This is a genomic window from Actinomycetospora sp. CA-101289, assembly GCF_050955895.1.
In the GTDB taxonomy this organism is placed as follows: domain Bacteria; phylum Actinomycetota; class Actinomycetes; order Mycobacteriales; family Pseudonocardiaceae; genus Actinomycetospora.
Genome location: NZ_CP192093.1, coordinates 1,339,831 through 1,362,169, shown reverse-complemented (window position 1 = coordinate 1,362,169; position 22,339 = coordinate 1,339,831). Strand labels below are relative to the sequence as shown.

The 22,339-nt window shown below is 76.3% G+C and carries 25 protein-coding genes; 7 read left to right on the top strand and 18 right to left on the bottom strand.

Features of this window, described 5'->3' with window-relative positions:
• Nucleotides 1–37: 37 nt before the first annotated feature.
• Complete coding sequence (locus ACQPX6_RS06805; RefSeq protein WP_433786388.1) at nucleotides 38–670, bottom strand: hypothetical protein; 633 nt, start codon at nucleotides 668–670, stop codon at nucleotides 38–40.
• A gap of 97 nt (nucleotides 671–767) precedes the next feature.
• Here ACQPX6_RS06805 and ACQPX6_RS06800 point away from each other — a divergent pair, with 97 nt between their 5' ends.
• Genes ACQPX6_RS06800 through ACQPX6_RS06785 form a run of 4 tightly spaced genes read left to right on the top strand, consistent with a single transcriptional unit; the run spans nucleotide 768 to nucleotide 5,355 of the window.
• A complete protein-coding gene (locus ACQPX6_RS06800) occupies nucleotides 768–1,730 on the top strand; it encodes a carbamate kinase (RefSeq protein WP_433786386.1) in 963 nt (320 codons plus the stop codon).
• Nucleotides 1,727–3,268, top strand: a complete 1,542-nt coding sequence (locus ACQPX6_RS06795) for a protein FdrA (protein ID WP_433786385.1) — start codon at nucleotides 1,727–1,729, stop codon at nucleotides 3,266–3,268. Before ACQPX6_RS06800 ends, ACQPX6_RS06795 begins: the two co-directional genes overlap by 4 nt.
• The gene (locus ACQPX6_RS06790) at nucleotides 3,265–4,458 is read left to right on the top strand and encodes an MSMEG_0565 family glycosyltransferase (protein ID WP_433786384.1); all 1,194 of its coding nucleotides are present in this window, start codon (nucleotides 3,265–3,267) and stop codon (nucleotides 4,456–4,458) included. Before ACQPX6_RS06795 ends, ACQPX6_RS06790 begins: the two co-directional genes overlap by 4 nt.
• Before the next feature lie 33 nt (nucleotides 4,459–4,491).
• Nucleotides 4,492–5,355 (top strand): EamA family transporter, encoded by an 864-nt coding sequence (locus tag ACQPX6_RS06785; protein ID WP_433786382.1) that lies wholly within the window; start codon nucleotides 4,492–4,494, stop codon nucleotides 5,353–5,355.
• Between the two features lie 6 nt (nucleotides 5,356–5,361).
• On the opposite strand, the gene ACQPX6_RS06780 is transcribed toward ACQPX6_RS06785, so the two are convergent.
• The 6 genes from ACQPX6_RS06780 to ACQPX6_RS06755 all read right to left on the bottom strand — a co-directional run bounded on the left by ACQPX6_RS06780 (nucleotide 5,362) and on the right by ACQPX6_RS06755 (nucleotide 9,252).
• Complete coding sequence (locus ACQPX6_RS06780; protein WP_433786381.1) at nucleotides 5,362–5,736, bottom strand: nitrile hydratase accessory protein; 375 nt, start codon at nucleotides 5,734–5,736, stop codon at nucleotides 5,362–5,364.
• Nucleotides 5,733–6,326, bottom strand: coding sequence for a nitrile hydratase subunit alpha (nthA, locus tag ACQPX6_RS06775; RefSeq protein ID WP_433786379.1), 594 nt, complete (start codon nucleotides 6,324–6,326; stop codon nucleotides 5,733–5,735). Before nthA ends, ACQPX6_RS06780 begins: the two co-directional genes overlap by 4 nt.
• Nucleotides 6,323–7,006: a nitrile hydratase subunit beta gene (gene nthB / locus ACQPX6_RS06770; protein ID WP_433786377.1), complete on the bottom strand. Its 684-nt coding sequence runs from the start codon at nucleotides 7,004–7,006 to the stop codon at nucleotides 6,323–6,325. Before nthB ends, nthA begins: the two co-directional genes overlap by 4 nt.
• Nucleotides 7,007–7,082: 76 nt before the next feature.
• A complete protein-coding gene (locus tag ACQPX6_RS06765; protein ID WP_433786376.1) occupies nucleotides 7,083–7,568 on the bottom strand; it encodes an MSMEG_0572/Sll0783 family nitrogen starvation response protein in 486 nt (161 codons plus the stop codon).
• Between the two features lie 66 nt (nucleotides 7,569–7,634).
• Complete coding sequence (locus tag ACQPX6_RS06760) at nucleotides 7,635–7,904, bottom strand: hypothetical protein (RefSeq protein ID WP_433786375.1); 270 nt, start codon at nucleotides 7,902–7,904, stop codon at nucleotides 7,635–7,637.
• 1 nt (nucleotide 7,905) lies between these two features.
• Entirely contained in the window at nucleotides 7,906–9,252 is a 1,347-nt protein-coding gene (locus ACQPX6_RS06755) for an FAD-dependent oxidoreductase (RefSeq protein WP_433786373.1), read from the bottom strand.
• Nucleotides 9,253–9,395: 143 nt separating this feature from the next.
• Between ACQPX6_RS06755 and ACQPX6_RS06750 the strand changes: the two genes are divergently transcribed.
• Entirely contained in the window at nucleotides 9,396–9,986 is a 591-nt protein-coding gene (locus tag ACQPX6_RS06750; protein ID WP_433786372.1) for a helix-turn-helix domain-containing protein, read from the top strand.
• Here the strand turns inward: ACQPX6_RS06750 and ACQPX6_RS06745 are convergent.
• From ACQPX6_RS06745 to ACQPX6_RS06715, 7 genes are read right to left on the bottom strand one after another with little or no spacing between them, the layout of a single operon-like run.
• Complete coding sequence (locus ACQPX6_RS06745; protein WP_433786370.1) at nucleotides 9,902–10,711, bottom strand: oxamate carbamoyltransferase subunit AllH family protein; 810 nt, start codon at nucleotides 10,709–10,711, stop codon at nucleotides 9,902–9,904. The two genes, ACQPX6_RS06750 and ACQPX6_RS06745, sit on opposite strands and share 85 nt — an antisense overlap.
• Nucleotides 10,712–10,717: 6 nt before the next feature.
• Entirely contained in the window at nucleotides 10,718–12,133 is a 1,416-nt protein-coding gene (locus ACQPX6_RS06740) for an oxamate carbamoyltransferase subunit AllG family protein (RefSeq protein ID WP_433786369.1), read from the bottom strand.
• Nucleotides 12,130–13,677 (bottom strand): argininosuccinate lyase, encoded by a 1,548-nt coding sequence (gene argH, locus ACQPX6_RS06735; protein ID WP_433786367.1) that lies wholly within the window; start codon nucleotides 13,675–13,677, stop codon nucleotides 12,130–12,132. Before argH ends, ACQPX6_RS06740 begins: the two co-directional genes overlap by 4 nt.
• Nucleotides 13,674–14,657: a 1-aminocyclopropane-1-carboxylate deaminase/D-cysteine desulfhydrase gene (locus ACQPX6_RS06730; RefSeq protein ID WP_433786365.1), complete on the bottom strand. Its 984-nt coding sequence runs from the start codon at nucleotides 14,655–14,657 to the stop codon at nucleotides 13,674–13,676. The genes argH and ACQPX6_RS06730 overlap by 4 nt, the downstream gene beginning before the upstream one ends.
• Nucleotides 14,654–15,982 (bottom strand): class-II fumarase/aspartase family protein, encoded by a 1,329-nt coding sequence (locus tag ACQPX6_RS06725; RefSeq protein ID WP_433786364.1) that lies wholly within the window; start codon nucleotides 15,980–15,982, stop codon nucleotides 14,654–14,656. Before ACQPX6_RS06725 ends, ACQPX6_RS06730 begins: the two co-directional genes overlap by 4 nt.
• A complete protein-coding gene (locus ACQPX6_RS06720) occupies nucleotides 15,967–16,908 on the bottom strand; it encodes a DUF7714 family protein (RefSeq protein ID WP_433786363.1) in 942 nt (313 codons plus the stop codon). Before ACQPX6_RS06720 ends, ACQPX6_RS06725 begins: the two co-directional genes overlap by 16 nt.
• Complete coding sequence (locus ACQPX6_RS06715; protein WP_433786361.1) at nucleotides 16,905–17,693, bottom strand: phosphosulfolactate synthase; 789 nt, start codon at nucleotides 17,691–17,693, stop codon at nucleotides 16,905–16,907. Before ACQPX6_RS06715 ends, ACQPX6_RS06720 begins: the two co-directional genes overlap by 4 nt.
• A gap of 66 nt (nucleotides 17,694–17,759) precedes the next feature.
• Between ACQPX6_RS06715 and ACQPX6_RS06710 the strand changes: the two genes are divergently transcribed.
• Nucleotides 17,760–18,734, top strand: coding sequence for an AIR synthase related protein (locus ACQPX6_RS06710; protein WP_433786360.1), 975 nt, complete (start codon nucleotides 17,760–17,762; stop codon nucleotides 18,732–18,734).
• Nucleotides 18,735–18,739: 5 nt separating this feature from the next.
• On the opposite strand, the gene ACQPX6_RS06705 is transcribed toward ACQPX6_RS06710, so the two are convergent.
• Entirely contained in the window at nucleotides 18,740–19,147 is a 408-nt protein-coding gene (locus tag ACQPX6_RS06705) for a hypothetical protein (RefSeq protein WP_433786358.1), read from the bottom strand.
• Between the two features lie 79 nt (nucleotides 19,148–19,226).
• Here ACQPX6_RS06705 and ACQPX6_RS06700 point away from each other — a divergent pair, with 79 nt between their 5' ends.
• Complete coding sequence (locus ACQPX6_RS06700; protein WP_433786357.1) at nucleotides 19,227–19,619, top strand: OsmC family protein; 393 nt, start codon at nucleotides 19,227–19,229, stop codon at nucleotides 19,617–19,619.
• Here ACQPX6_RS06700 and larC read toward each other — a convergent pair.
• Genes larC through larE form a run of 3 tightly spaced genes read right to left on the bottom strand, consistent with a single transcriptional unit; the run spans nucleotide 19,606 to nucleotide 22,326 of the window.
• Nucleotides 19,606–20,841: a nickel pincer cofactor biosynthesis protein LarC gene (gene larC, locus ACQPX6_RS06695; RefSeq protein WP_433786356.1), complete on the bottom strand. Its 1,236-nt coding sequence runs from the start codon at nucleotides 20,839–20,841 to the stop codon at nucleotides 19,606–19,608. The genes ACQPX6_RS06700 and larC overlap by 14 nt on opposite strands.
• Nucleotides 20,834–21,502, bottom strand: a complete 669-nt coding sequence (larB, locus tag ACQPX6_RS06690; protein ID WP_433786355.1) for a nickel pincer cofactor biosynthesis protein LarB — start codon at nucleotides 21,500–21,502, stop codon at nucleotides 20,834–20,836. Before larB ends, larC begins: the two co-directional genes overlap by 8 nt.
• Complete coding sequence (gene larE, locus ACQPX6_RS06685) at nucleotides 21,499–22,326, bottom strand: ATP-dependent sacrificial sulfur transferase LarE (RefSeq protein WP_433786354.1); 828 nt, start codon at nucleotides 22,324–22,326, stop codon at nucleotides 21,499–21,501. The genes larB and larE overlap by 4 nt, the downstream gene beginning before the upstream one ends.
• Between the last annotated feature and the right edge of the window lie 13 nt (nucleotides 22,327–22,339).

Here is a 22,339-nt window from a genome sequence, read left to right as displayed (position 1 = left end):
TGATCCACCCTCGCCCCTCGTTGACTACAGGAAACGTTCATCGCTCATCGGAAACCATGGGCCCGTCGCCGTCAAGGGCGTCGATGTCGGCGCGGCGCCGCGCCAGGGCGGCGTCGCGGTCGGCGGCCACGGAGAACCACTCCTCGGCGCCGCCGCGGCCCGCGAGCGGGTCCCCGGTGCCGGTCGCGAGGACCGCCTCCCCGAGCCCGTGCGGCTCGCGGTCGCGGTAGGGATCGTCGATCACCACCAGTGCGACGCCCGTGGCCAGGTGCATCGACACCGAGCGCGTCCAGCCCTCCTCGAGCACCACCCAGGTCCGGCCCTCGGCGCGGGCGGCCGCCACACGTGCGACCCGGGCGTCCCGGGCCCGGCCGGCCTCGATCTCGTCGGCGCGCACCGCGCACGCGGCCCCCACGACCAGCGGCGACGCCTCGCTCCCCGGCCCGTCGAGGTCGGCGAGGAAACCGCCGGGCTCGGCGTCGACGGCGAGCAGCTCCTCCGGCGTGGTGACCGTGCGCCGCATCGCGTCGAGCACGGCGCCGACGCCACCGGCGGCTCGGCGGTAGCCCTCGTCGTCGACCAGCGCGACCGACCACAGCCGGTCGGCGGCCGTCCGCCACCGGGTTCGGGCGGCGTCCCAGCCGGGGTCGATCCCGGTCTGCTCGGCCATGCGGAACCTCCCGACGCCGTACCTCTTATCAGGTCTGATCATCTACTATAGTCGACGTGGGCGGCACCCCCCGTCCACCCGCGGAGGAGGAGGGCTCGTGCCCAGGACCGCAGTGGTCGCGCTCGGCGGCAACGCCATCACCCGCAACGGCCAGTCCGGGACCTACGAGGAGCAGTCGCGCAACGCCCACGCCATGGCCGCGGCGGTGTGCGCGCTGCGCGACGCCGGGTGGAACGTCGTCCTCGTCCACGGCAACGGGCCGCAGGTGGGCAACCTCGCCATCCAGCAGGACGAGGCGGCCGCGATCGTGCCGCCGCTGCCGCTGTTCTGCGTGAACTCGATGACCCAGGGCCAGCTCGGGAGCCTGCTCAGCCTGGCGCTGCTGGCCGAGGGCCGCGGGCGGCTGCCCGGCGTCGTCTCCGTGGTGACCCACGTGATGGTCGACCCGGACGACCCGGCGTTCCAGCGGCCGACCAAGCCGGTGGGGCCGTTCTTCAGCGAGGAGCAGGCGAAGGAGCTCGCCGAGCACCGCGGCTGGGACATCGTCAAGGACGGCGACCGCGGCTACCGACGGGTGGTGGCGTCGCCGAAGCCGGTGGGCATCGTCGAGGTCGACGCGATCCGCGCGCTCATCGAGCAGCACATGATCGTGGTGGCGGCGGGTGGCGGCGGCATCCCGGTGATGGCCGGCGACCACGGGCTCGAGGGCATCGACGCGGTCATCGACAAGGACTTCACCGCGCAGCGGCTGGCGGCGTCGGTCAACGCCGACGCGCTCGTCCTGATCACCGACACCGCCAAGGTCCACCTCGACTTCGGCACCCCGCAGCAGCGCGCGATCGACGAGATGAGCGTCGACGAGGCCGCGAAGCACCTGGACGACGGCCAGTTCCCCGACGGCAGCATGGGCCCGAAGGTCCGCGCGGCCGTCCGGTTCATCAAGGAGGGCGGGCGCACCGCCGTCATCACCACCGCCGACCGCGCCGGGCCCTCCCTCGACGCCGTCGGCACGCACCCCGACGACCGCACCGGCACGCGCATCGTGGGGGTGCGGGCGTGACCACCTCGGTGCGGGTCGTGAAGGACACCTACCTCGACTCCGTCGTCCAGCTCTCGGGCACGCGGGCGATGCGCGCGGTCGAGGGGGTCGACTGGGCGACCGCCGCGATGGCCACCCCGGCCAACCTCGGCACCCTCGCCGACGAGGGCTTCGACGGCGACGACCTCGCGGACGCCGGTCCGGGGGACCTCGTCCTCGCCGTGCGCGCGGCGTCGGACGACGCGGCGCAGGCGGCGCACGAGGCCGGTCGCGACGCCATGTTCTCCGCGCGCGCCGACGAGACGGGGCCCGGCGCGGCGGAGAGCCCGGCCCGCACGCAGGAGGAGGCCCTGGCCCGCCTGCCCGGCGGCAACGTCGCGGTGATCTCGGTGCCCGGCGAGCACGCGGCGCTGGAGACCCACAAGGCCCTGAGCGCCGGGCTGCACGTGCTGCTGTTCAGCGACAACGTCCCGGTCGCCGTCGAGGTCGAGCTGAAGACCCGCGCGGAGTCCCTGGGCCTGCTCGTCATGGGCCCGGGCGCGGGCACCGCGATGCTGGGGCGGACGTGCCTGGGCTTCGCCAACGTCGTGGCGCCGCTCGCCGAGCGCGTGGGTGCGGTGGGGGTGGTCGCCGCGGCGGGCACCGGCGCCCAGGAGGCGGCCGTGCTGCTCGACCGCGCGGGGGTCGGCGTGACGCACGTCGTCGGCCTGGGCGGCCGCGACCTCGGCGCCGACGTGGGCGGGACCATGGGGCGCGCCGCGGTCCGCGCGCTGGCCACCGACCCCGCCACCGAGGCGATCCTGCTGGTCTCCAAGCCGCCGGACGCGCGTGTCGCCGCCACCGTCACCGCGCAGGCCGGCGACACCCCGCTGGTGGCCGCGCTCATCGGCCTGGACGAGCCCGGCCCCGACGGGGCGACGACGCTCGAGACCGGGGTGCTCGCCACGCTCGACCGCCTCGGGCGCCCCCGGCCCGACGTCGCCGCCGGGCTGCGGGCGCAGGTGGACGGCGCGATCGCCGCGATCGGCGCCGAGCGGACGCTGGTGCGCGGCCTCTTCTCGGGCGGCACCCTCTGCTACGAGTCGCTGGTCGTGCTGGGGCGCGTGCTCGGCCCGGTGTACTCGAACACCCCGGTCGACAAGGAGCTCGGGCTGCCGGCCCCCGACGCCGCGCACGTCTGCCTGGACCTCGGCGAGGAGGAGTACACGCGCGGGCGGCCCCACCCGATGATCGACCCCGAGGCGCGCCTCGAGCACCTGCGCGAGCAGGGCCGCGACCCGGAGGTGGCCGCGATCGTGCTCGACGTCGTCCTCGGGTACGGGGCGCACCCCGACCCCGCAGGCGAGCTGGCGCCGGTGTGCGCGCAGATCACCGCCGACGGCGGGCCCCGCGTCGTCGTCTACGTCCTGGGCACCGAGCAGGACCCCCAGGGCTTCGAGCGCCAGCGCCGCGCGTTCCGCGACGCGGAGTGCGTCGTCACCGAGACCGCGGCGCGCGCGTCGCTGGCCGCCGCGGCGATCGCCCGCCGCGACCCGGCGCTCGCGGAGGCGGTCCTGTGAGCGGTGCCGCCGTCCCCCGCGTCGTCCTCGTCACCCACTCCACGTCGCCCCGCGGAGGCATGGTGCACACGCTCGCGCTGGCCGAGGCGCTGCACGCCCTCGGTCGCCCGGTGCACCTGGTCACCCAGGGCGACCCGGCCGCGGGCCTCTTCCGCCCCACCGCGGTGCCGCACACCGTGCTGCCCGCGCCGGCGAGGACCGGGACGCTCACCGACCGCGTGTTCGCCTCGATCGACGCGCTGACCGACGCCCTCTCCGCGATGGTGGCCGACGGCGGCGAGACCGTGCTGCACGCGCAGGACTGCATCGCCGCGCGCGCCGCCGCCCGGGTCCGCGACGCCGGCGCGGCGGTGCCGGTGGTGCGCACCGTGCACCACGTCGACGACTTCACCACCCCGGCCCTCGTCACCTGCCAGCGCGAGGCGATCATCGAGCCGGACCGGGTGCTCGTCGTCAGCGAGGTGTGGCGCCGGATCCTCCACGACCACTACGCCACCGAGGCCACCGTCGTCCCCAACGGCGTCGACCCCGACCGCTTCCCGCCGATCACCGCCGGGCGCCGGGCCGCGCTGCGGGCGTCGATCGGTGCCGGCGACCGCTTCCTGTTCCTCGCCGTCGGCGGGGTGGAGCCGCGCAAGGGCACCCACCACGCGTTCGAGGCCCTGGGCGAGCTGATGCGCGGGATGCGCCGGCCGCCGATGCTCGCCGTGGTCGGCGGGCACTCGTTCCAGGACTACGCGCCCTACCGCGAGGCCGCGCTGGACGCGCTGCCCGGGCTCGGGCTGACGCTCGGCACCGACGTCGTGCTGCTCGGCACGCTGCCCGACGAGGAGCTCGGCGCCTGGTACCGCAGCGCCGACGCCCTGTGCTTCCCGTCGGTCAAGGAGGGCTGGGGCCTGGCCGTCCTGGAGGCGATGGCGGCCGGCCTGCCCGTCCTCGCCGGCGACCTGCCGGTGTTCCGCGAGTACCTGCTCGACCACCACGACGCCCTGCTGCCGCGCTCGGGCGACAGCGCGGCGCTGGCCGCGTCGATGCGCGAGATGTACGCCGACACCGCGCTGCGCCGCCGCCTCGTCGCGGGCGGGCGCACGACGGCGCGGCGCTTCCGGTGGTCGCGCAGTGCCGAGCGCCACGCGGTGATCTACGACGAGGTGCGCGCGGCCCGCGTCCCGACGCCCCGCCCGGGGTAGGTACCCGGGCGTCCGCCGACGCCCGGGAGCCTCGTGGCCAGTGCCGTCGTCCTGTCCGCCGGGGTCCCCGCCGGTGCCGTCGCGATCACGCTGGTCGCGGCCGTGCTGCACGCCGTGTGGAACGCCCTCGCGCACGGCGTCCGCGACCGGCTCGTCGGCTTCGCCCTCATCGGGGTGGCCTACACGGTGGTCGCCGGGATCGGGGCGCTCGTCCTCGGGCTCCCGCCGGCCGCGGCCTGGCCCGCGATCCTCGTCTCGGCCGGGCTGCACGTCGTCTACACGCTGCTGCTCTGGACGAGCTACGAGCTCGGCGACTTCAGCCGCGTCTACCCCGTCGCGCGGGGCAGCGCGCCGCTGACCGTCGTCGCGATCGAGGTGGCCCTGGGGCGCCCGCTGCCCGCGCTCCAGCTGCTCGGCATCGCGGTGATCTCCCTGGGGCTGATCAGCCTCGCGCTCGACGGCGGCCGCCACACCCGCGCCGCGCTGCCCGCGCTGGGCGCCGCGCTCGCGACCGGCGTCGCCATCGCCGGCTACACCGTCGTCGACGCGGGCGCCGTCGCCACCACCCCGGTGGCCGTCTACGCGGTGTGGATGTTCCTGCTGCAGGGCCCGGTGCTGCCCCTGATCGCCCTGGCGCGCCGCGGCCGCGCCCTGGTCGGCCAGGTGCGCCCGGTCGCCCTCGCCGGGCTCGGCGGCGGGGTCGTGTCGCTGGTGGCCTACGGGCTCGTGCTCGTCGCCCAGACCAGCGGCGCCACCGCCGCGATCGCCGCCCTGCGCGAGAGCAGCATCGTCATCGGCGCCCTCATCGGGTCGCTGTTCCTCGGCGAGCCCTTCGGTCGGAACCGGGTGATCGCCGCGGCGGTGGTCGCCGTGGGCATCGTGCTCGTCGACCTGTGACGGGCCTCAGTGGCCGTGCCCGTGGCCGTGCCCGTGGTCGTCGCCGTCGGCGTGGTCGTGGCCCGCGGGCCGCTCGGCCAGGCGGGCGGAGCGCTCGGCCACCGCCACCGCGTCGAGGGCGCCCGCGGCCACCACCCGGTCCTCGAGCGCGGCGAGCCAGCAGCGGTAGTAGCGGTACTCCTCGCCCGGCGCGTGGTCGGCCTCCCACGCCGCGACGCGGGCGACGAGGCTGTCGCGGAACTCGTCCCAGGTGAACAGGCCCGCCTCGGCGAGGGTCACCGCCATCCCGAAGGCGCGGCTCTCCCAGGGCTCGGCGAACACGAGCTCGCCGTTGGCGCGCGGGGGCGCCGCGACGCCGTCGACCTCGAGCAGCGCCGTCACGGGGCCGCCACCTCGGCGACCCCGACCATCGCGTCGCGGGTGACCAGCGCGGCGAGCGCGTCGGTGTCGAGGTCCTCGGTGCCGGCGGGGCGCTGCGGCAGCACGAGGTAGCGCACCTCGGAACTGGAGTCCCAGACCTGGATCTCCTTGCCCTCTCTCACCTCGAGGCCCATCTCGCGCAGCACCCGGCGCGGCGTGCGCACGATGCCCGCGCGGTAGGCCGGGTCCTTGTACCAGGTCGGCGGCAGCCCGAGGACCGGCCACGGGTAGCAGGAGCACAGCGTGCAGACGACGACGTGGTGCACGTCGTCGGTCTGCTCCACCACGACCATGTGCTCGCCCTGCGGGCCGCCGAAGCCCATGTCCTTGATCGCGGCGGTGCCGTCGCGCAGCAGCCACTCCCGGTACTCGGGGTCGGTCCACGCGCGGGCGACGACCTTCGCGCCGTTGAGCGGGCCCACGTCCTGCTCGTAGGTCTTGATGAACTTGTCCATCACCGCCGGGTCGATCAGCTCGCGCTCGACGAGGAGCTGCTCGAGCGCCTCGGTGCGCAGCGCCGGGGACAGGCGGTCGGCGGGGGCGGCGCTCACTGATCGGCCTCGCTCTCGGAGATCTTGGCTAGGTAGCTCTCGAACAGATCGACCTGCAGCGTGAACGGCTCGGCGTCGGGGCCCCACAGCTCCGTGGAGTCGAACGCGACGGTGTACACGTGCTGGGGGTTCTCGCCCTCGAACACCGCGTGGGTGTCGGGCAGGACGTGCGCGGGCCGGATCGCGGTCACCGTGCCGGAGCGCCGGCGCACGTAGGCCGGCAGCTTGGTCGGGCCCTCGGGGTGCACGTCCAAGGTGGCGACGGCGTCGCCGACGGCGAACGCCGGGTCGCGGTCGACCTCGCGCAGCGACCCGCCCGCGGTGGGCTTGTAGTCGGGGCGGTCCGGCTCGGGGAACGGCGGCTCGGTGACGTCCTCGCCGAGGTTGCGCCGGGCGCGGGCGTCGACGGCGCCGGGCGCCAGGATGCTGGAGTCGGTGAGCATCAGCTCGGCGGCGTTGAGCCACCGGCCGTAGTAGCCGTCGACGAGGTAGTCGACGGGGTGCAGCCGCCCGAGGGCGTGCCGGAACGCGTCGAGGTTGCGCCCGGAGATGCGCCCCATCGTCAGCACCGTGATCGCGAAGCTGCGCCCCTCCCACGCCTGCGCGAAGGGCGGCTCGTCGGTGGGGACCTGCGCGGGCCCCCAGCCCTGGGTGCCGCCCATGTCGGCGATCGAGTCCACGGGTCCTCCTCTGCGCTGCGCACCCGTGCGCGCTCGTCCGTGCCCTGGCACGGACGAGCGCGCACGAGACCGAAGGTCAAACGGTCCAGGTCTGCATGACCAGCGCGCCCTCGCGCCGGGCGGTGAGCTGCGCGTCGAGCACGTCGAGGGGGTTGATCGGCTTGACGCCCTCGAGCATGTCCACCTCGCGCATGCCGTACAGCATGGCCGCCGAGAAGCGGCAGGCGTAGACGTGGCCGCCCTCGCCCATGAACGTGTTCAGCTGGTTGTTGTAGCCCAGCCCGCCCGGGAACGCCTCGTCACCGACGCGGGGGTAGCCGCGGGTGGCCGACGCCATGAGCGAACCGGGGCCGAACAGCACGATGCTCGTGTCGAAGCCCTTCCGGTTGACCCGGGTGGCGGTGAGCATGTTGACCAGACCGACCGAGCCCTCGAAGGGCACGGTGTGCATGAAGATGTACGCCTTCTCGCCCTGCTCGGCCTGGATGTCGTCGAAGACCTTGTCCTCGTAGTCGACGATCGCGTCGCCCTTCTGGACCCGCTCGCCCACGATCTGCGCCACCTCGGCCACCTCTTCCTTCGTTCGGGTACACACTGCGGTCCGCGGGGCGGGCGCCCCCCGGTGTCCTCACACGGCCGGTTCCCGTGGCTCGGGCGGCGGTGACCAGGTCTGGCGGTGGCTGCCGGGCATCGCGCGCATCACGCGGTGGCGCAGGGGCCAGGGCAGCGCCCGGTAGGTCGGCGCGAAGACGCGCCGCCAGAAGAGCTCGACGATCCCGTGGGGGCGGGTGGGCGGGCGCGTGCCGGAGTAGCGCTTCGCCAGCCGCTCGTGGGCGTCGATCATGAGGTAGTGCTCGGAGTTCTCCCGCAGCCAGCGGGAGAAGGAGGGGAGGGCCATCTCAGAGCTTCCCGGCCTTGCGCAGCTCGTCGAGCCCGTTGGTCGCGGCCACGACGATCGGCTCGTTGAGGGCCCCGATCGCCGGGGAGTAGACGTTCTCCATGGTCGAGAGGTCGTGGAACGTGAAGCCGTGCTTGACGGCCATCGCGAGGAAGTCCGCGCGCTCCTTGATGCCCTCGCCGCCGACGATCTGGGCGCCGATGAGCCGCAGCGACCCGGGCTCGGCGAGCAGCTTGACCTTCACCGGCTTGACGCCCGGGTAGTAGCGGGCGCGGCTGATGCCCTGCGCCTGCCCGAGCACGTAGGGGATGCCGAGCGCGGTGGCCGTGGTCTCGCCGAACGAGGCGCCGCCGATGATCCACTTGCCGGCCGGGGTGCCCCAGGGCACGTAGACCGCCTTGTACCGCCGGTCGCCGCCGCCGGCGTTCACGCCCGCGGTCTTGCCCTGGGCGTAGGCGTGGCTGCCGGTGAGCCCCTGCAGCGGCACGCGGGTCAGGCCGTGCGGGATCTCGGTGCAGTCGCCCGCGGCGAACACGCCGGGCACGGACGTCGCCATCCGCTCGTCGACGATCACGCCGCCGGTGGAGCCGATCTTCAGGCCCGCCTCGGCGGCGAGGCGCGCGTTGGCGACCTTGTGCGTCGCGACCACCACGAGGTCGCAGGGGATCTCACCGTCCGAGGTCCGCACGGCGTTGACCTGGCCCTGGCCGACGAAGCCCTGCAGCTCGGTGTTGAAGTGGGTGGTGATGCCGAGCTCGCGCCACGACTCCTCGACCGGCGCCATGATGTCCGGGTCGGCCATCTCGGCCAGCGGCCACGGGTGCGGGTCGATGAGGTGCGTCTCGATGCCCCGGTGCGCCAGCGACGTGGTCATCTCGACCCCGAGCGGCGTCGCCTCGACGACGACGGCCTTCTTGACCGAGTCGAGGACCCGGTCCCACTCCATGGCCCGGCGGATGTTCTTGACGTAGTACAGGCCGCCGAGATCGCCGCCCGGGACGCCGGGGTCGGCGTACTCGAAGCCGGTGGCGAAGATCAGGGTGTCGTACTCGACCGCGCCCTCACCCTCGACGTGCACCTTGCGCGCCGCGGTGTCGACCTTGGTCACCGTGGTCTCGTAGTGCACGTCGATCCCGACGCTGACGTACTGCTCCTTGGTCGCGAGGAACAGCTTGTCGAAGTCGGAGATCTCCTTGCCGTGCACGTAGGGGATGCCGCAGGGGCTGTAGGCGACGTCCTCGTACTCGGTGTAGACGACCACCTCGGCGTCGGGACGGGCGGCCTTGACGCCGCCGGCGGCGCCCAGACCGGCGGCCCCACCACCGATGATCACGGTCTTGTGCGGCACACGGAACCCCTCGTCGGACTCGTACGATGCGGCGTCGGGCGCGGGGGCGACGTCGACATCGGCGTCGGGCCCGCTCCGGGATGGCCACCATAGGTGATGGTCATTTACGATACTAACCGCGCCAACCGTGTCAAGGAGGCCCGATGGCGGAGCCCGAGCCCGAGCCGATCCCCGGCTGGGCGTCGGTGGTCGACGCCATCGGACCCAAGGTGCGCGACCTGCGCCAGCAGGCCGGGCTGTCCCTGCAGCAGCTGGCGCGGCGCGCCGACGTCTCGGCCGCGTCGGTGCACAAGGTCGAGCGGGGCGACATGGTCCCGACGATCACGACACTGCTGAAGCTCGCGGCGGCGCTCGAGCGCCCGATCGGGCACTTCGTCGACGACCGCGTGCCCGAGCCGGTCGCGAGCCTCGTCCCGGCCGGTGCGCGGCCCGCGGTGGCCTCCGCCGAGCCCGCGGTGGACCGTGCGGGCATCACCGGGCCCGGGGCGCGCTTCCGCCTGCAGGGCACCGTCACCGAGGTCGGCGAGGGCGCCGCGGGCGCGGACGACGGCCCGCGCAGCGGGGAGGTCCTGGTGCACGTCCTCGACGGCGAGCTCACCTTCGAGCTGGCCGGCGAGCGCCACGTCGTGGGCCCGGGCGACACGCTGCACTACCCGGGCGACCGCCCGTCGGTCTGGCGCAACTCCGGCTCGGGCCCCGCCCGCGCGGTCTGGCTCGCGCTGCGCGGGAGCTGAGACCCCGGGAGCTGGGACACCGCCAGCGCCAGGCCGGCCGCGAGGTGGGCCCCGGAGCTCGCGCCCACCGCGAGCAGCCGCGTCCGCGCCCGTGCCGCGTCGTCGGCCCGCCGCGCCGCCACGGCGACCAGCCAGTCGTGCACCGGGGCGATGCTGCGCCCCCGCGCCGCCTGGACGAGGAACGCCCGCGCGATCTCCGTCGTCGCCACGCCCCGGGCCACGGCGCCGAGACGCGGCTCCGCTTCCGCTCCCCAGCGCACCCGGGCGACGACGAGGACCCCGGCGAGCAGGTCGTCGCCGGACGGCGTGAGCCCGGGCCCGCGCCCGCCGACCGCCGCGGCGAGGTCCTCGATCCGCCCGGCGCGCACGAGGTCGGCCACCTCCGCCCCGACGAGCACGGCGAGCTCGCCGGGCGCGTCGTCGCCGGTCAGCGCGTCCGGGTCGGGCAGCGCGCCGCGCCACACCGTGCCGTCGACGCGCAGCGCCCAGTGCCCGCCGGTGAGGCGCACCCCGTCGGTGCTCACCGCGAGCCCCGCCCGCAGGCGCGGCAGGGGGTCGTACCGCACGTGCAGCGGCCCCGCCGGGACGGTGGTCGCGTCGGCGAGCGCGATCACCGCCCCGTCGAGGCTCAGGTACGCCGCCCGCCGGTACACGGCGAGCACCCGTCCTCGGCCCGGGCGCGCGAGGACGGCGTGCGCCCCCTCCCCCACGTCGACGACGGGCACGCGCGGTCAGTCCCCGGCGAGCTCGAGCAGGGCCGCGACGAAACACGCGAGCGGCGCGGTGGCCACGCCGGCGCCGACCTGCCCGGCCCCCGAGTGCGCGGCCAGGATCCCGGTGGTGACCTTCGGGGTGATGCCGAGCTCCACCACCGCGCGGACGTCGACGCCCACCGGGGACCCGCTGAACCCGAGGGCGGGCAGCGTGAAGCGGCTGCTGGCCCCGACGCAGATGCGGCGGAAGACCTCGGTGGCGCGGGCGGCGTCGGCCATGGTGCCGCCGAGGAACGCGGCCACGGCGGGCGAGTTGGCCGCGGCGGGCCCGCCCAGGCCGACGAGCTCGAGCACGGCGCTGTCGCCGATGTCCGGCGCGCCGTCCTCCGGCCCGTAGCCGGAGTAGTACAGCGCCTCGCCGACCGGCGGCGAGTCCGTGATGTGCCACCGGTCCGAGCCGGCGAGGCGGACGCCGAACGTCGTGCCGTTGCGCGACATCGTGGTGACGATGCTCGACCCCTCGACGCGGCCGGCCCACGCGGTCAGCGCCCGCGCCGCCGCCATCGCGACGGTGAGGAAGAACAGGTGGTTGCCGCCGAGGAACGCCGCGAAGCGCTCGCGCAGGTGGTCGGGCAGCGCCGCGACGTGCGGGAGCCACGTGCGCGCGAGCAGGTTGGTCGCGGCCTGGGTGCGCATGTGCAGGTCGTCGCCCATCGCGATCCCCTGGGCGGCCACGGCCAGGACGTCGAGCGGGCCCGTGCGCTCCAGCACGGCGGCGACCGCGGGCCCGGCGACGTCGCGCAGCAGGAGCAGGCGTTCGATCGCGGCGGGGGTGTCGCGGCCGAACCACGGGGCCTCCCCGGGGCCCTGGTTGATCGGCGCGAAGGTGCGCACGGGCCCGTCCGGGGTGCTCATCTCGACGACGAGCACCGGCGCGGACGGGCCGATCGCACTGGCCATCGGCACGACCGTGTCGTGGGGGTTCGCGGGCTCCAGGCGCACCGCCCCGGACGCGAGCAGCGCGTCGGCCCCGGCGGTGTCGGCCGCCCACCCCTCGGCGACCGCGGCCGCACGCATCGAGCGGCGCAGCGGGTCGACGACCCGGTCCCACCCGATCGCCGGGCCGCAGTGCAGCAGCACCCGCCCCGCGAGGCCGGGGACGACGTCACCGGCGGGCGCGACCCCGACGAGGAAGGGCACGCCGGTGTCGAGCCGGCGCAGGACCTCGGCGTTGGCCGCGTCGATCGCCGCGCCGCGCTCCGCGTGCAGGCGCGTCAGAGCCCGGATCGCCTCCGGGTACCCGCCGGCCGGGGGCCGCCAGTCGACGTGCTCGACGGGACGCCCCTGGGCGCGCACGGCGTCGGCGAACATCGGCAGGCCGACGTTGACGACCTCCACCGCGTCGGGCAGGACGACGATCTCGGGGGCGCTCACGGGGCTCCTCCACGGTCGGTGGGGACGGCGGGGTCGGTCTGGCGGGGCGGGGTGACGGCGTCGCGGCGGGCCGCGTCCAGCAGCGCGCCCTCGGCGGTCTCGTAGCCGGCGAGCCGGTCGGCGGCGGCCGTGGCGAGGGCGGTGAGGTCGGCGTGCAGGGCCGTCGTCATCCGCCCCAGCGCCTCGGGCGACGCTCCGCCGCGGGCGCCGCGGGAGAGCACGATCTGCCACGGGTCGAGCACCGCGGACAGGTCGCGTCCGGCCATCCCGAGCGGGGTGCCGCGGTGCTCGACGGCGGCCTCGTCGATCATGTCGCCGGTGATCGCGACGCCGGGCACGCCCGCGCGGCTCGCGGCGCGGACCGTGCGCCCGACGATGACGTAGGCGGTGCGGTAGTCGACGTCGCAGGCCTGCACGAGGTACTCCGCGAGGTCGGTGGCCTGCGTGTAGCCGCCGCGGACCTCCTCGGCGAGCCGGCCGGTGTTGACCCGCAGGGTGCGCACCACGCCGGTCGCAAGCCGCACGATCCGCAGGGTCAGGTCGAGGGCCCGGGGCACCTCGCCGTAGGCGTAGATGAGGTTGTCGCTGCGCGCCGACGGGCTCTTGGTGACCGCGAGGAAGCCCGACAGGCGGCCGATGAGCACGCCCGAGGCGCCGCGGATGATCGACAGAGCGTACGGGTTGCGCTTCTGCGGCATGAGCACGCTGGCGCGCGTGTAGCCGTCGTCCAGGTCGACGTAGTCGAACTCGCTCGACGACCAGATCTCGAGGTCCTCGGCCAGCTTGCAGAGATTCGTCAGCAGGCTCGACGAGGTCGCGAGCACCGCGATGAGTCCGTCGACCTGCCACATCGCGTCGCGGGTGTGCTCGATGACGTCGGCGAAGCCCAGGGTCTCGGCGATGAACTCGCGGTCGTCCAGCAGGCGCGTGCCGTTCACGCAGCCCGCGCCGCCGGGGCTGGCGTCGACCCAGTCGAGCTCGTCGAGCAGCCGGCGGCCGTCGCGCAGCGTGGAGTAGACGAACGAGAGCAGGTAGTGCGCGAACGTCGAGGGCTGCGCGTGCTGCAGGTAGGTCTGGTCGGGCATCACCGTCTCGGCGTGCTCCTCGGCGCGCGCCACCGCGGCGAGCCCGAAGCGGGCGGCCTCCGCGACCAGCTCGGTGATCTGGCGGCGCACGTGCAGGCGCAGCGCGATCCGCACGGCCTCGCGGCGCGGGCGCCCGGCGTGGAGCCAGCCCGCGACGTCGCCGACCCGCGCGACGAAGTAGGCCTCGCGCGAGTTGTAGGGCTCGCCCAGCTCGGGGTCGTACGGGAACTCCTCGGCCGGCGTCGCGTCGGCCTCGAGGAGCAGGCCCAGCAGGGTGCGGCGCGCCTCGTCGGGGACGAGCCCACGGCGCGCGAGGTCGAGCACGTGGCCCATGTCGGCCAGGTTCAGCCCGCGGTGCAGGAACGGGGCGTCGGCGTTCTCCAGCGTGAAGCCGGAGTCGACGAGCTCGCGCGCCGCGGCGGCGCGCGGCGGCCCCTCCTCGCGTCGGCGGACGGTCATGGTGCTCCTGTCAGGGCGGGGTGGTCGTCGGCGAGGTGGGCCAGGGCGGACGCGACGCCGCCGGTGTGCCAGAGGACGGCGGGGCCGGGCAGGGCGCCGGCGCGCAGCCGGTCGAGGGCGACGGCGAACGCCTTCGCGCCGTAGGTGTCGTCGAGCAGCAGGCCCTCGGTGCGCAGCACCGTCGCCGCCGCCGCGCGGTCGCCCGGCGCGGCCACGCCGAACCCGGGGCCGCGGTGGTCGACGACCTCGAGGCGGTCGGCGCGCGGCGCGGGCGTGTCCAGCAGCTCGGCGCACGCGGCGGCCAGCGCCAGCACCTTCTCGGTGATCTCCGCGGGCGGGCGGCTCACCGACACGGCGAGCACGCGGGTGTCGGCGCCGGCCGCGGACAGCCCGGCGAGCAGCCCCGCGGTGCTGCCGCCGGAACCGAGCGGGAGCACGACGGTGGCCGGGGCCTCGATCTGCGCGAGCAGCTCGCCGGCGGCCACGGCGAACCCGGCGGCGCCCACCGGCGTCGTCCCGCCGCGCGTGACCGCGACGGGGTGCCGGCCCGCGGCCCGCAGGGCGGCGGCGCGCTCGGCGACGACGACGTCCACGCGCTCGCGGTCGCCCACCCCGACGTCGCCCAGGGGCACGACGGTGGCGCCCGCGGCGGCGGCGAGGGCCAGGTTCGGTGTCGGCTCCGGGGCGTCGGCGCCCCACACCACCAGCTCGCAGTCGATCCCGGCGACCCGCGCCGCCAGGGCCGCCGCCGCCACGAAGTTCGAGTCCGGCCCGCCGCCGGTGACCAGCACGTCGGCGCCGCGGGCGAGGGCGTCGCCGAGCAGGTGCTCGAGGGGCCGCGTCTTGTTGCCGGCGACGCCGAAGCCGGCGAGGTCGTCGCGCTTGATCCACAGCGGCCCGCACCCGAGCGCGGCGCGCAGGCGCGGCGCGGGGACCAGCGGGGTCGGGAGCACCCCGAGCGGCAGGCGCGGCGGGATCACGCGCGCGCCCGGGTGACGACCTCGTCGACCATCCGCCCCGCGGTGCCCACGGCGTCGCGGGCCGTCCACGCGCGCACCTCCTCGGGCGTCGCGACCCCCTGCGCGGCGAGGGCTGCGGCGACGTCCTCCCCGGTGGCGAGCACCTCCTGCAGCAGGGCCTGCGCGGCGTGCTTGCCGAGGCGCCCGGACAGCCCGGCGAGCACGCGCTCGGAGGCGAGCCGGTCGCCGAAGCGGTCGAGGTTGGCGGCCATCGCGTCGGCGTGGACCTCGAGCCCGTCGAGCAGCCCGCGCGCCAGCGACAGCGCGGTCCCGGTGAGCAGGCAGACCTCGGGCAGCGCGACCCACTCGGCCTTCCAGCCGCGGCCGTCGCGCTCGTGGCTGACGACCGTGCCCTCGAGCAGCACGCCGGCCGACGAGCGAGCCAGCCGCGCCAGGGTGTCGAGGTGCTCGCTGGCCTCTGGGTTGCGCTTGTGGGGCATCGTGATGCTGCCGACCGCGGTGGCGGTGGTGGGCTCGGCGAGCTCGCCGATCTCGGGGCGGGCCAGCTCGTAGACCTCGCCGCCGATGCGCGCCAGCGTCCCGCCGACCAGGGCCAGGACGTGGCCGAACTCCGCCACGCGGTCGCGGCTGGTGGTCCACGACGCGCCGGGGTCGCCCAGCCCGAGCTCGGCGCAGAAGTCCCGCCGCAGGGCCAGGGGGTCGACGTCCGCGTCGTGGAAGGCGAGGGCCCCCACCGCGCCGGCGAGCTGACCGACCGCCCAGCGAGGCGCGCCCTCGCGCAGGCGGTCGACGTGGCGGCCCAGCTCGTCGGCCCACGACGCCGCCTTGAACCCGAAGGTGATCGGGGCGCCGGGCTGGCCGTGGGTGCGCCCGACCATGACCGTGTCGCGATGGGTCCGCGCCAGGTCCAGCACGGTCGCCCGCAGCGCCTGCACGTCGCGCAGCACCAGGGCGCCGACGTCGCGCATCACGAGGCCGAACCAGGTGTCGCTGACGTCCTGCACGGTGGCGCCGACGTAGACGTGCTCGCGCGCGGACTCCGGCAGGACCCGCTGCAGCTCGCGGATGAGCCCGAGAGTCGAGTGCGACGTCGCGCGGGTCCCGGCCGCGACGCGGTCGAGGTCGAGGTGCTCGGCGCGCGCGACGTCGGCGATCTGCTCGGCGGCCGCCGGCGGGACCAGACCGTGGCGGGCCTGCACCCGGGCCAGCGCGACGAGCACGTCCAGCCAGGCCTGCCACCGGGCGGTCTCCCCGAAGCGCTCCTCGAGCTCCGGGGTCGACCACAGGTGGGCGTAGACCGCGGAGTCGGTCAGGCGGGTGACCACGGCGGCGCTCCCCGGCTCTCGGCGAGCGCGGTCAGGCGGCGCAGCGCCTCGGTGACGTGCTCCAGCGAGGCGCCCCACGGCACCGACACCCACGTCGTCTCGCCGTCCGGGCCCGTGTCGACGCCCTCGTCGAGCTCCTCCTGCTGCAGGCAGCACTTGGTCAGCAGCGCGCCCGGCCCGGCGGCGGCGGGGTCGACCTTGGGGCACAGGTCGACCCGCGGCGCGTCGTGGCCGTAGAACCAGTGGTGGATCTGCCGCGAGCGCTCGCAGCCCAGCAGGGTCCAGTCGGCGGGCTCGGGCCGTTCGTCGAGGTAGGACACCGTGGCGCCGGGGACCTCGCTGCCCCCGCCGCGGCACGGCAGCAGGTAGTGGTCCGCGGGCGCGCGGCGGGCCAGGTCGGCGAGGTCGACCACCGCGCTCTCGAGCCGCAGCGGGCGCAGGTCCTCGGTGACGTCGACGACGCGCCGGGCCTGGTCGACGAGCTTCGCGGGGTGCGGCGGCACGACCTCGCGCACCACGACGCGCAGCGGGTCGGCGTCGACGACGAAGTTGACGTGCTCGTAGCGGCCCTGCACCACGACCGCGCGGGCGTCGGGGACCTCTTCCGCCACCGCCGCCAGCGCCGACGGGATCGCGGTGTCCACCTCGGGACGGTGCACGAACGCGCACTCCCCCGGCCCGGCGAGCAGCTCCACCGCGGTGATCGGGCTGAACAGCGCGTCGCCGGGGTCGCGGGCCACGGCGAGGAGGGCGACGTCGCCCGCGTCCTCGTCGTGCGGGCGCACCACGAGGAACCGGGTCTTCCAGTACGCCTCGAGCCCGACGAAGTGCGCACGCAGCGACGCCTCGTCCCACGCCCCGTCGTACCGCGCGACGGCGACGCCGCGGTAGCGCCCGGGGATGCGGTTGGCGCCGGCGCGGGTCACCGGACGGGCTCCGCGGCCGCGACGTCGGGGACCGTCACCGCGGCGGTGTCCGAGCGCAGGCCCAGGCGCAGCGTCTCGACCGACAGGACCTCGTCGAGGGCGACGTTGCCGAGGCTCACGGCGGGGCCGAAGCGGCGGATGAACCACGCCTGCTGCCCGGCCCGCGGCGCCTCGAACACGACGCGGTCGGGCCCCACGGCGTCGACGACCGCGTCCACCACGTCCTCGCGCACCGACCCGTCGGCGTCGTAGATCCCGACCGTGCCGCTCTGCCGGCCCTCGGCGACCACGAGGGCGGCGCCGGCCGCGCGGTCGCGCCCCGCCTCGTCGCCCCACTGCGCGAGCGTGTGCCGCTGGTGCGGGTCCTTGGCGCCCACCTCGGTGAGCACCACGAAGCGGTCGGCCGCTCGCCGGACCAGCTCGTGCTTGGCGTCGAGGGACATCGGCATGGTGCCCCGCGACACCTCGACGTGGGTGAAGCCCGCGGCGTGCGCCCAGGCCAGGCACGCCTCGGCCGCCCCCTGGGCCCACGCGATCTCGAGCAGGGTCCCGCCGAGGCAGGACGCGACGTCGTGGGCGGCGAGCACGGCCAGCTTCTCGCCGATCCGCGCGTCGACGTAGGCCGTGCCCCAGCCGGTCTTCCAGATGTCCACGTGGGCGGCGGCCCCGCCCAGGACGTCGGCGGCCGCCGCGGGCGTCACGCCGGGGTCCAGGACGTGCGTGAGCCCGGTGGAGCGGGGCTTGGACGGCCGGGGCGGCAGCGTCAGGAAGCTCGCGGGGCCCATGGCCATCCATGCTAGATCACATAGTAGATGTACGCCTACGATGCGAGACGAGGCGAGGAGGTCCGCGTGGGCACGACCACCGCGACGAGCGAGCTCGACGAGATCGTCGGCGTCGTCGCCGCCCATCCCGGGCTGCTGGCGAAGACCGAGATCGGGCTGGTCGGCGAGGTCCTCGGCGACACCGACTGGACCAGCGGGCCCGGCGACGACGGCGCGGTCGTCGCCACCTCGACCGGCGCCGTGGTGGCGTGCGGGGAGGCGCTGTGGCCGCCGTTCGTCGCCCGCGACCCGTGGGGCGCCGGCTTCGCCGCCGTGCTCGCCAACGTCAACGACGTCGTGGCGATGGGCGCGGAGCCCCTCGGCATCGTCAACACGGTGGCGGCGTCGGAGGCCACCGCGCGGGCCGCCCTCGAGGGGATGCGGCACGCCTCGCGGCTCTACCGGGTGCCGATCGTCGGCGGGCACCTCACCCGCCACGACGGCGAGCCCTCGATCTCCGCGTTCGGCCTCGGCGAGGTCGGGGCCCCGCTCTCGATGACGCACGTGGCGCCGGGCCAGAGCCTCGTCGTCGCCGCGGCCACCGACGGCGCGATGCGCGCGGACTTCCCGTTCTTCCCCGCCTTCGAGCAGCGCGGTGAGCGGTGTGCGGACGACGTCCGGGTGCTCCCGGCGCTCGCGCGCAGCGGCGCGTGCGTGGCCGCGAAGGACATCAGCATGGCCGGGCTGGTCGGGTCGCTGGCGATGCTCCTGGAGTGGGGCACGTTCGGCGTCGAGGTGGACCTCGACGTCCTGCCCACGCCCCGCGGCGTGGCGCCGGCGGCGTGGCTGACCTGCTTCCCGAGCTTCGGCTTCCTGCTGTGTGCGCCGGACGGCCGCGAGGACGAGGTGCTCGCGGCGTTCCGCGACCGCGACCTCGAGGCCGCGGTCGTCGGGCGCATCGACGACACCGGGCGCATCGGGCTGCGCCGGGGGGCGGCGACGGCGACCGCCTACGACCTCACCCGCCGCGCGGTGACGCGCCTGCCGCGGACTGCCGGGTGAACGGGTCAGAGCTCGCCCGCGAGCAGGTCGGCGTCGGCGAGCCCGAGCCGCGCCGCGGCCGTCCCGGAGCACGGCGCCGGGCCGGGCGCCGGCAGGCGGTGCGGCCCGCGCAGCGCCACGTCGGCGGCCAGGGAGAACAGCCGCAGCACGCGGTCGGGGTCGCGCCACCGGTGCCCGGCGGCGAAGTCGATCCACGCCTCCGGCGGGACCACGGCGCTCTCCGACCAGTCCAGCTCGCCCCAGGTGACGGCCAGTTCGAGGAGCTCGACGACCTCGTCGGGGTCGTCCTCGATGCGCAGCAGCCGGTCGTGGTGGACGCGCAGGCGGCGGTCCGGCCGGCAGCCCCCGGCGCCGGCGGGCGGCCGGCCCGCCAGCGGGACGACCACCGGGTGCACCGTGCTGTCGATGCTCATCGGTTGCTCCACCTCGTCGGGAACGTGACGGGCGCCACTGTTCCCGACGATGTTGCAGCGGTGTTGCACGGAGCCTCCCGTGGCTGAGCGCACCGTCTCGGCCGTGTGGGAGGAGGCCATGCGGTGCACCGTGGACGCGGGCGGGTTCCCGATCACGGTCGACGAGCCGGCCTCGGCGGGCGGCACCGGCCAGGGCCCCCAGCCGACCGAGCTCTTCCTCGCCTCGATCGCCTCGTGCTTCACGCTCGCGCTCTCCCACAGCGCCACCAAACGGGGCGTGGAGCTGCGCGGGCTGCGGGTCGACGCCACCGGCACCTACGACGGGCCGCGGTTCGTGGCGCTGCGGGTCACCGTGCACGCCGAGGCGCCGCGGGGCGAGGAGCTCGAGCGGCTGATCACCGTCGCCGAGCGGGTCTGCTACGTCACCAACACCCTGCGCCTGGGCCCGGAGATCGAGTTCAGGAGCTCCTGACCTCGGCGCGACGGAACGCCGCCAGCGCCGCCTCGCACACGGCCCGCACCGGCCACCCGAGCGCGGTGGCGGCGGCCTCGGCCTCGGCCAGCTCGGGGGTCGCGACGGGCAGCCCGCCGGGGGCGTCCGGGTCCTCGGCCACCTTGACCGTCACCACCTGGACCGCGTCCGCGGGCCCGACCTCGACGCGCACCGACCGGCGGTGCGCGGTCGCCCGCTCCCAGCGAGACCACCGGACGCCGAAGGTGCTCGTGTGCCGGAACACCGCCTGCACCACGGCCTCGCGCACCGGGTCGGGGCAGAGCGCCGAGAGCACCTGACCGGGGCGTCCGTGCCGGCCCACCACCGGCGTCGTCCAGCAGTCCCAGGCACCGGCCGCCCGGACCGCGGCCAGCACCGAGGGCCACAGCCGCGGGTCGAGGTCGTCGACGGTGGCCTCGACGACCAGGACCTCGTCGCGGCCCCGGTGCTCCGTGGCGCCGGCGGCCCGCCCGAGCACGACGCGCGTGGTGTTGGGCCGGTCGGCGGGGTCGCGCCGGCCGCCGCCCACCCCGACGCCGGTGACGCGCAGGGCGGGCAGTGACCCGGAGGTGGCGAGGACGGCGAGCAGTGCGGCGCCGGTGGGCGTGGTGCGCTCGCCCTCGAGGTCGCCGCCCGCGAGCTCCAGCCCGGCATCGGCCGCGATCCGCAGCACCGCGGGCGCCGGCACGGGCAGGCGGCCGTGGGCGCTGCGCACCGTCCCGGACCCGACGGCGAGCGGCGAGCACCACGTCGCGGCGCCCGGCGAGAGCAGGCCGACCGAGGCGGCGGCGGCCGCGACGCCGACGACGTCGGCGAGGGCGTCGAACGCGCCCACCTCGTGGAAGTGGACCTCCTCGGGCGCCGTGCCGTGCACGGCGGCCTCGGCGCGGGCGAGCACCGTGAAGACGTCGGCGGCGCACCGCCGCGCCGCGGGGTCGAGGTCGGCGCGCTCCACGTGCTCGAGGACGTCGGCGAGCCGGCGCTCGCGGTCCACCGCGTCCGGCGTCCCGACCAGGACGCGCAGGCAGGCGAAGCCCCCGCGGCGCTCCCGCGCCACGTCGACGGTCAGCCCCGGGACGCCCAGCGAGGCGACGGCGGCGCGCACCCGGTCGAGGTCCGCGCCCGCGTCGAGCAGGGCGCCGAGGAGCATGTCGCCGGCGACGCCCCCGGTGGCGTCGACCCAGGCCACGGACTCACCCATGCCGCACCCGGAGCACCTTCGCCGCGTGGGCGGCGGCGCCGACCCCGTTGTCGATGTTCACCACGACCACGCCGGGGCTGCAGGCGGCGAGCATCGTCGTGAGCGCCGCGCGGCCCCCCTCGGCGACGCCGTAGCCCACGCTGGTCGGCAGCCCGATCACCGGCGCGGCCACGAGCCCGGCCACGACGCCGGGGAGCGCCCCGTCCATCCCGGCGACGACGACCACGACGTCGGCGCGGCGGACGTCCTCGAGGCGGGAGAGCAGGCGGTGGAGCCCGGCGACGCCCACGTCGGGCAGCAGGCGGACCCCGACGCCGAGCGCCGCGAGGGTCGCCGCGCACTCGCGGGCGACGGGCAGGTCGGTGGTGCCGGCGGTGAGGACGAGGACGTCGCCCCTGCCCGGCGGGACGGCGCCGACGGTCACGGTGCGCCCGACCGGGTCGACGGTCACGTCCTCGCCGGGGAACGCGTCCGGCGCGGCGTCGAGCACCGGCGCGGGGCACCGGGTCGCGAGGGCCGGGCCGTCGGGGTCGAGGCGGCGCAGCTCGGCGAGCAGGGACAGGGTGCGCCCGGCCGGCTTGCCCTCGGCGAACACGATCTCGGGTATCCCGGTGCGGGCGCGGCGCCCGCCGTCGGGCAGGGCGTCGGGGGGTTCGGTCACGCCGGCGTGATCTCCAGGTTCAACGAGCCCGACCGGAACGGGTGGGGGTCGATCTCGACCTCGCGGTAGCCCGCCGAGCGCACGGCGGCGACGACGGCGTCGCGCTCCCCCGGCGCGTCGAGCCGGCCGAGCTCGTCGCCGGCGATCTGCACCCGGCCCCGGTCGCCGTGGTGGCGCACCCGCAGGACGGCCCACCCGAGCGCGTGCAGCGCGGCCTCGGCGCGGTCCACCTGCGCGAGGACGGGCGCCGACACCGCGGTGCCGTACGGGACCCGCGACGCGAGGCACGGCGACGCCGGCTTCGCCGCGCTGGGCAGGCCGAGCAGCGCGGCTACGGCCCGGATGCGCGCCTTGCCCATCCCGGCCTCGACCAGGGGGTGCCGGACGCCGTGCTCCGCGGCCGCGACCAGTCCCGGGCGCCAGTCGCCGAGGTCGTCGACGTTGGCGCCCGAGAGCACCACCCAGCCGCCGGCCGCGCGTGCCGTCGCGGCCAGCCGCTCGTAGAGGTCGGTCTTGCAGTGGTAGCAGCGGTGGCGGTCGTTGCGCCGGTACGCCACGCGGTCGAGCTCCGTGCCGGTCACGACGCGGTGCGCGACACCGGCGGCGGCGGCGACCCCGGCGGCGGCGTCGAGCTCGCCCGTCGCCAGCGCCGGCGAGACGGCGGTGACCGCGAGCGCGCGCTCCCCCAGCGCCCGCGCCGCGGCAGCGGACACGACCGACGAGTCGACCCCGCCCGAGAACGCGACCACGGCGCCGGGGAGCCCGGCGAGCAGCGCCTCCAGCGCGGCGAGGTCGTCCTGCGCCGACGGCGGGGATGGGGCCACGCGTCGCAGCATG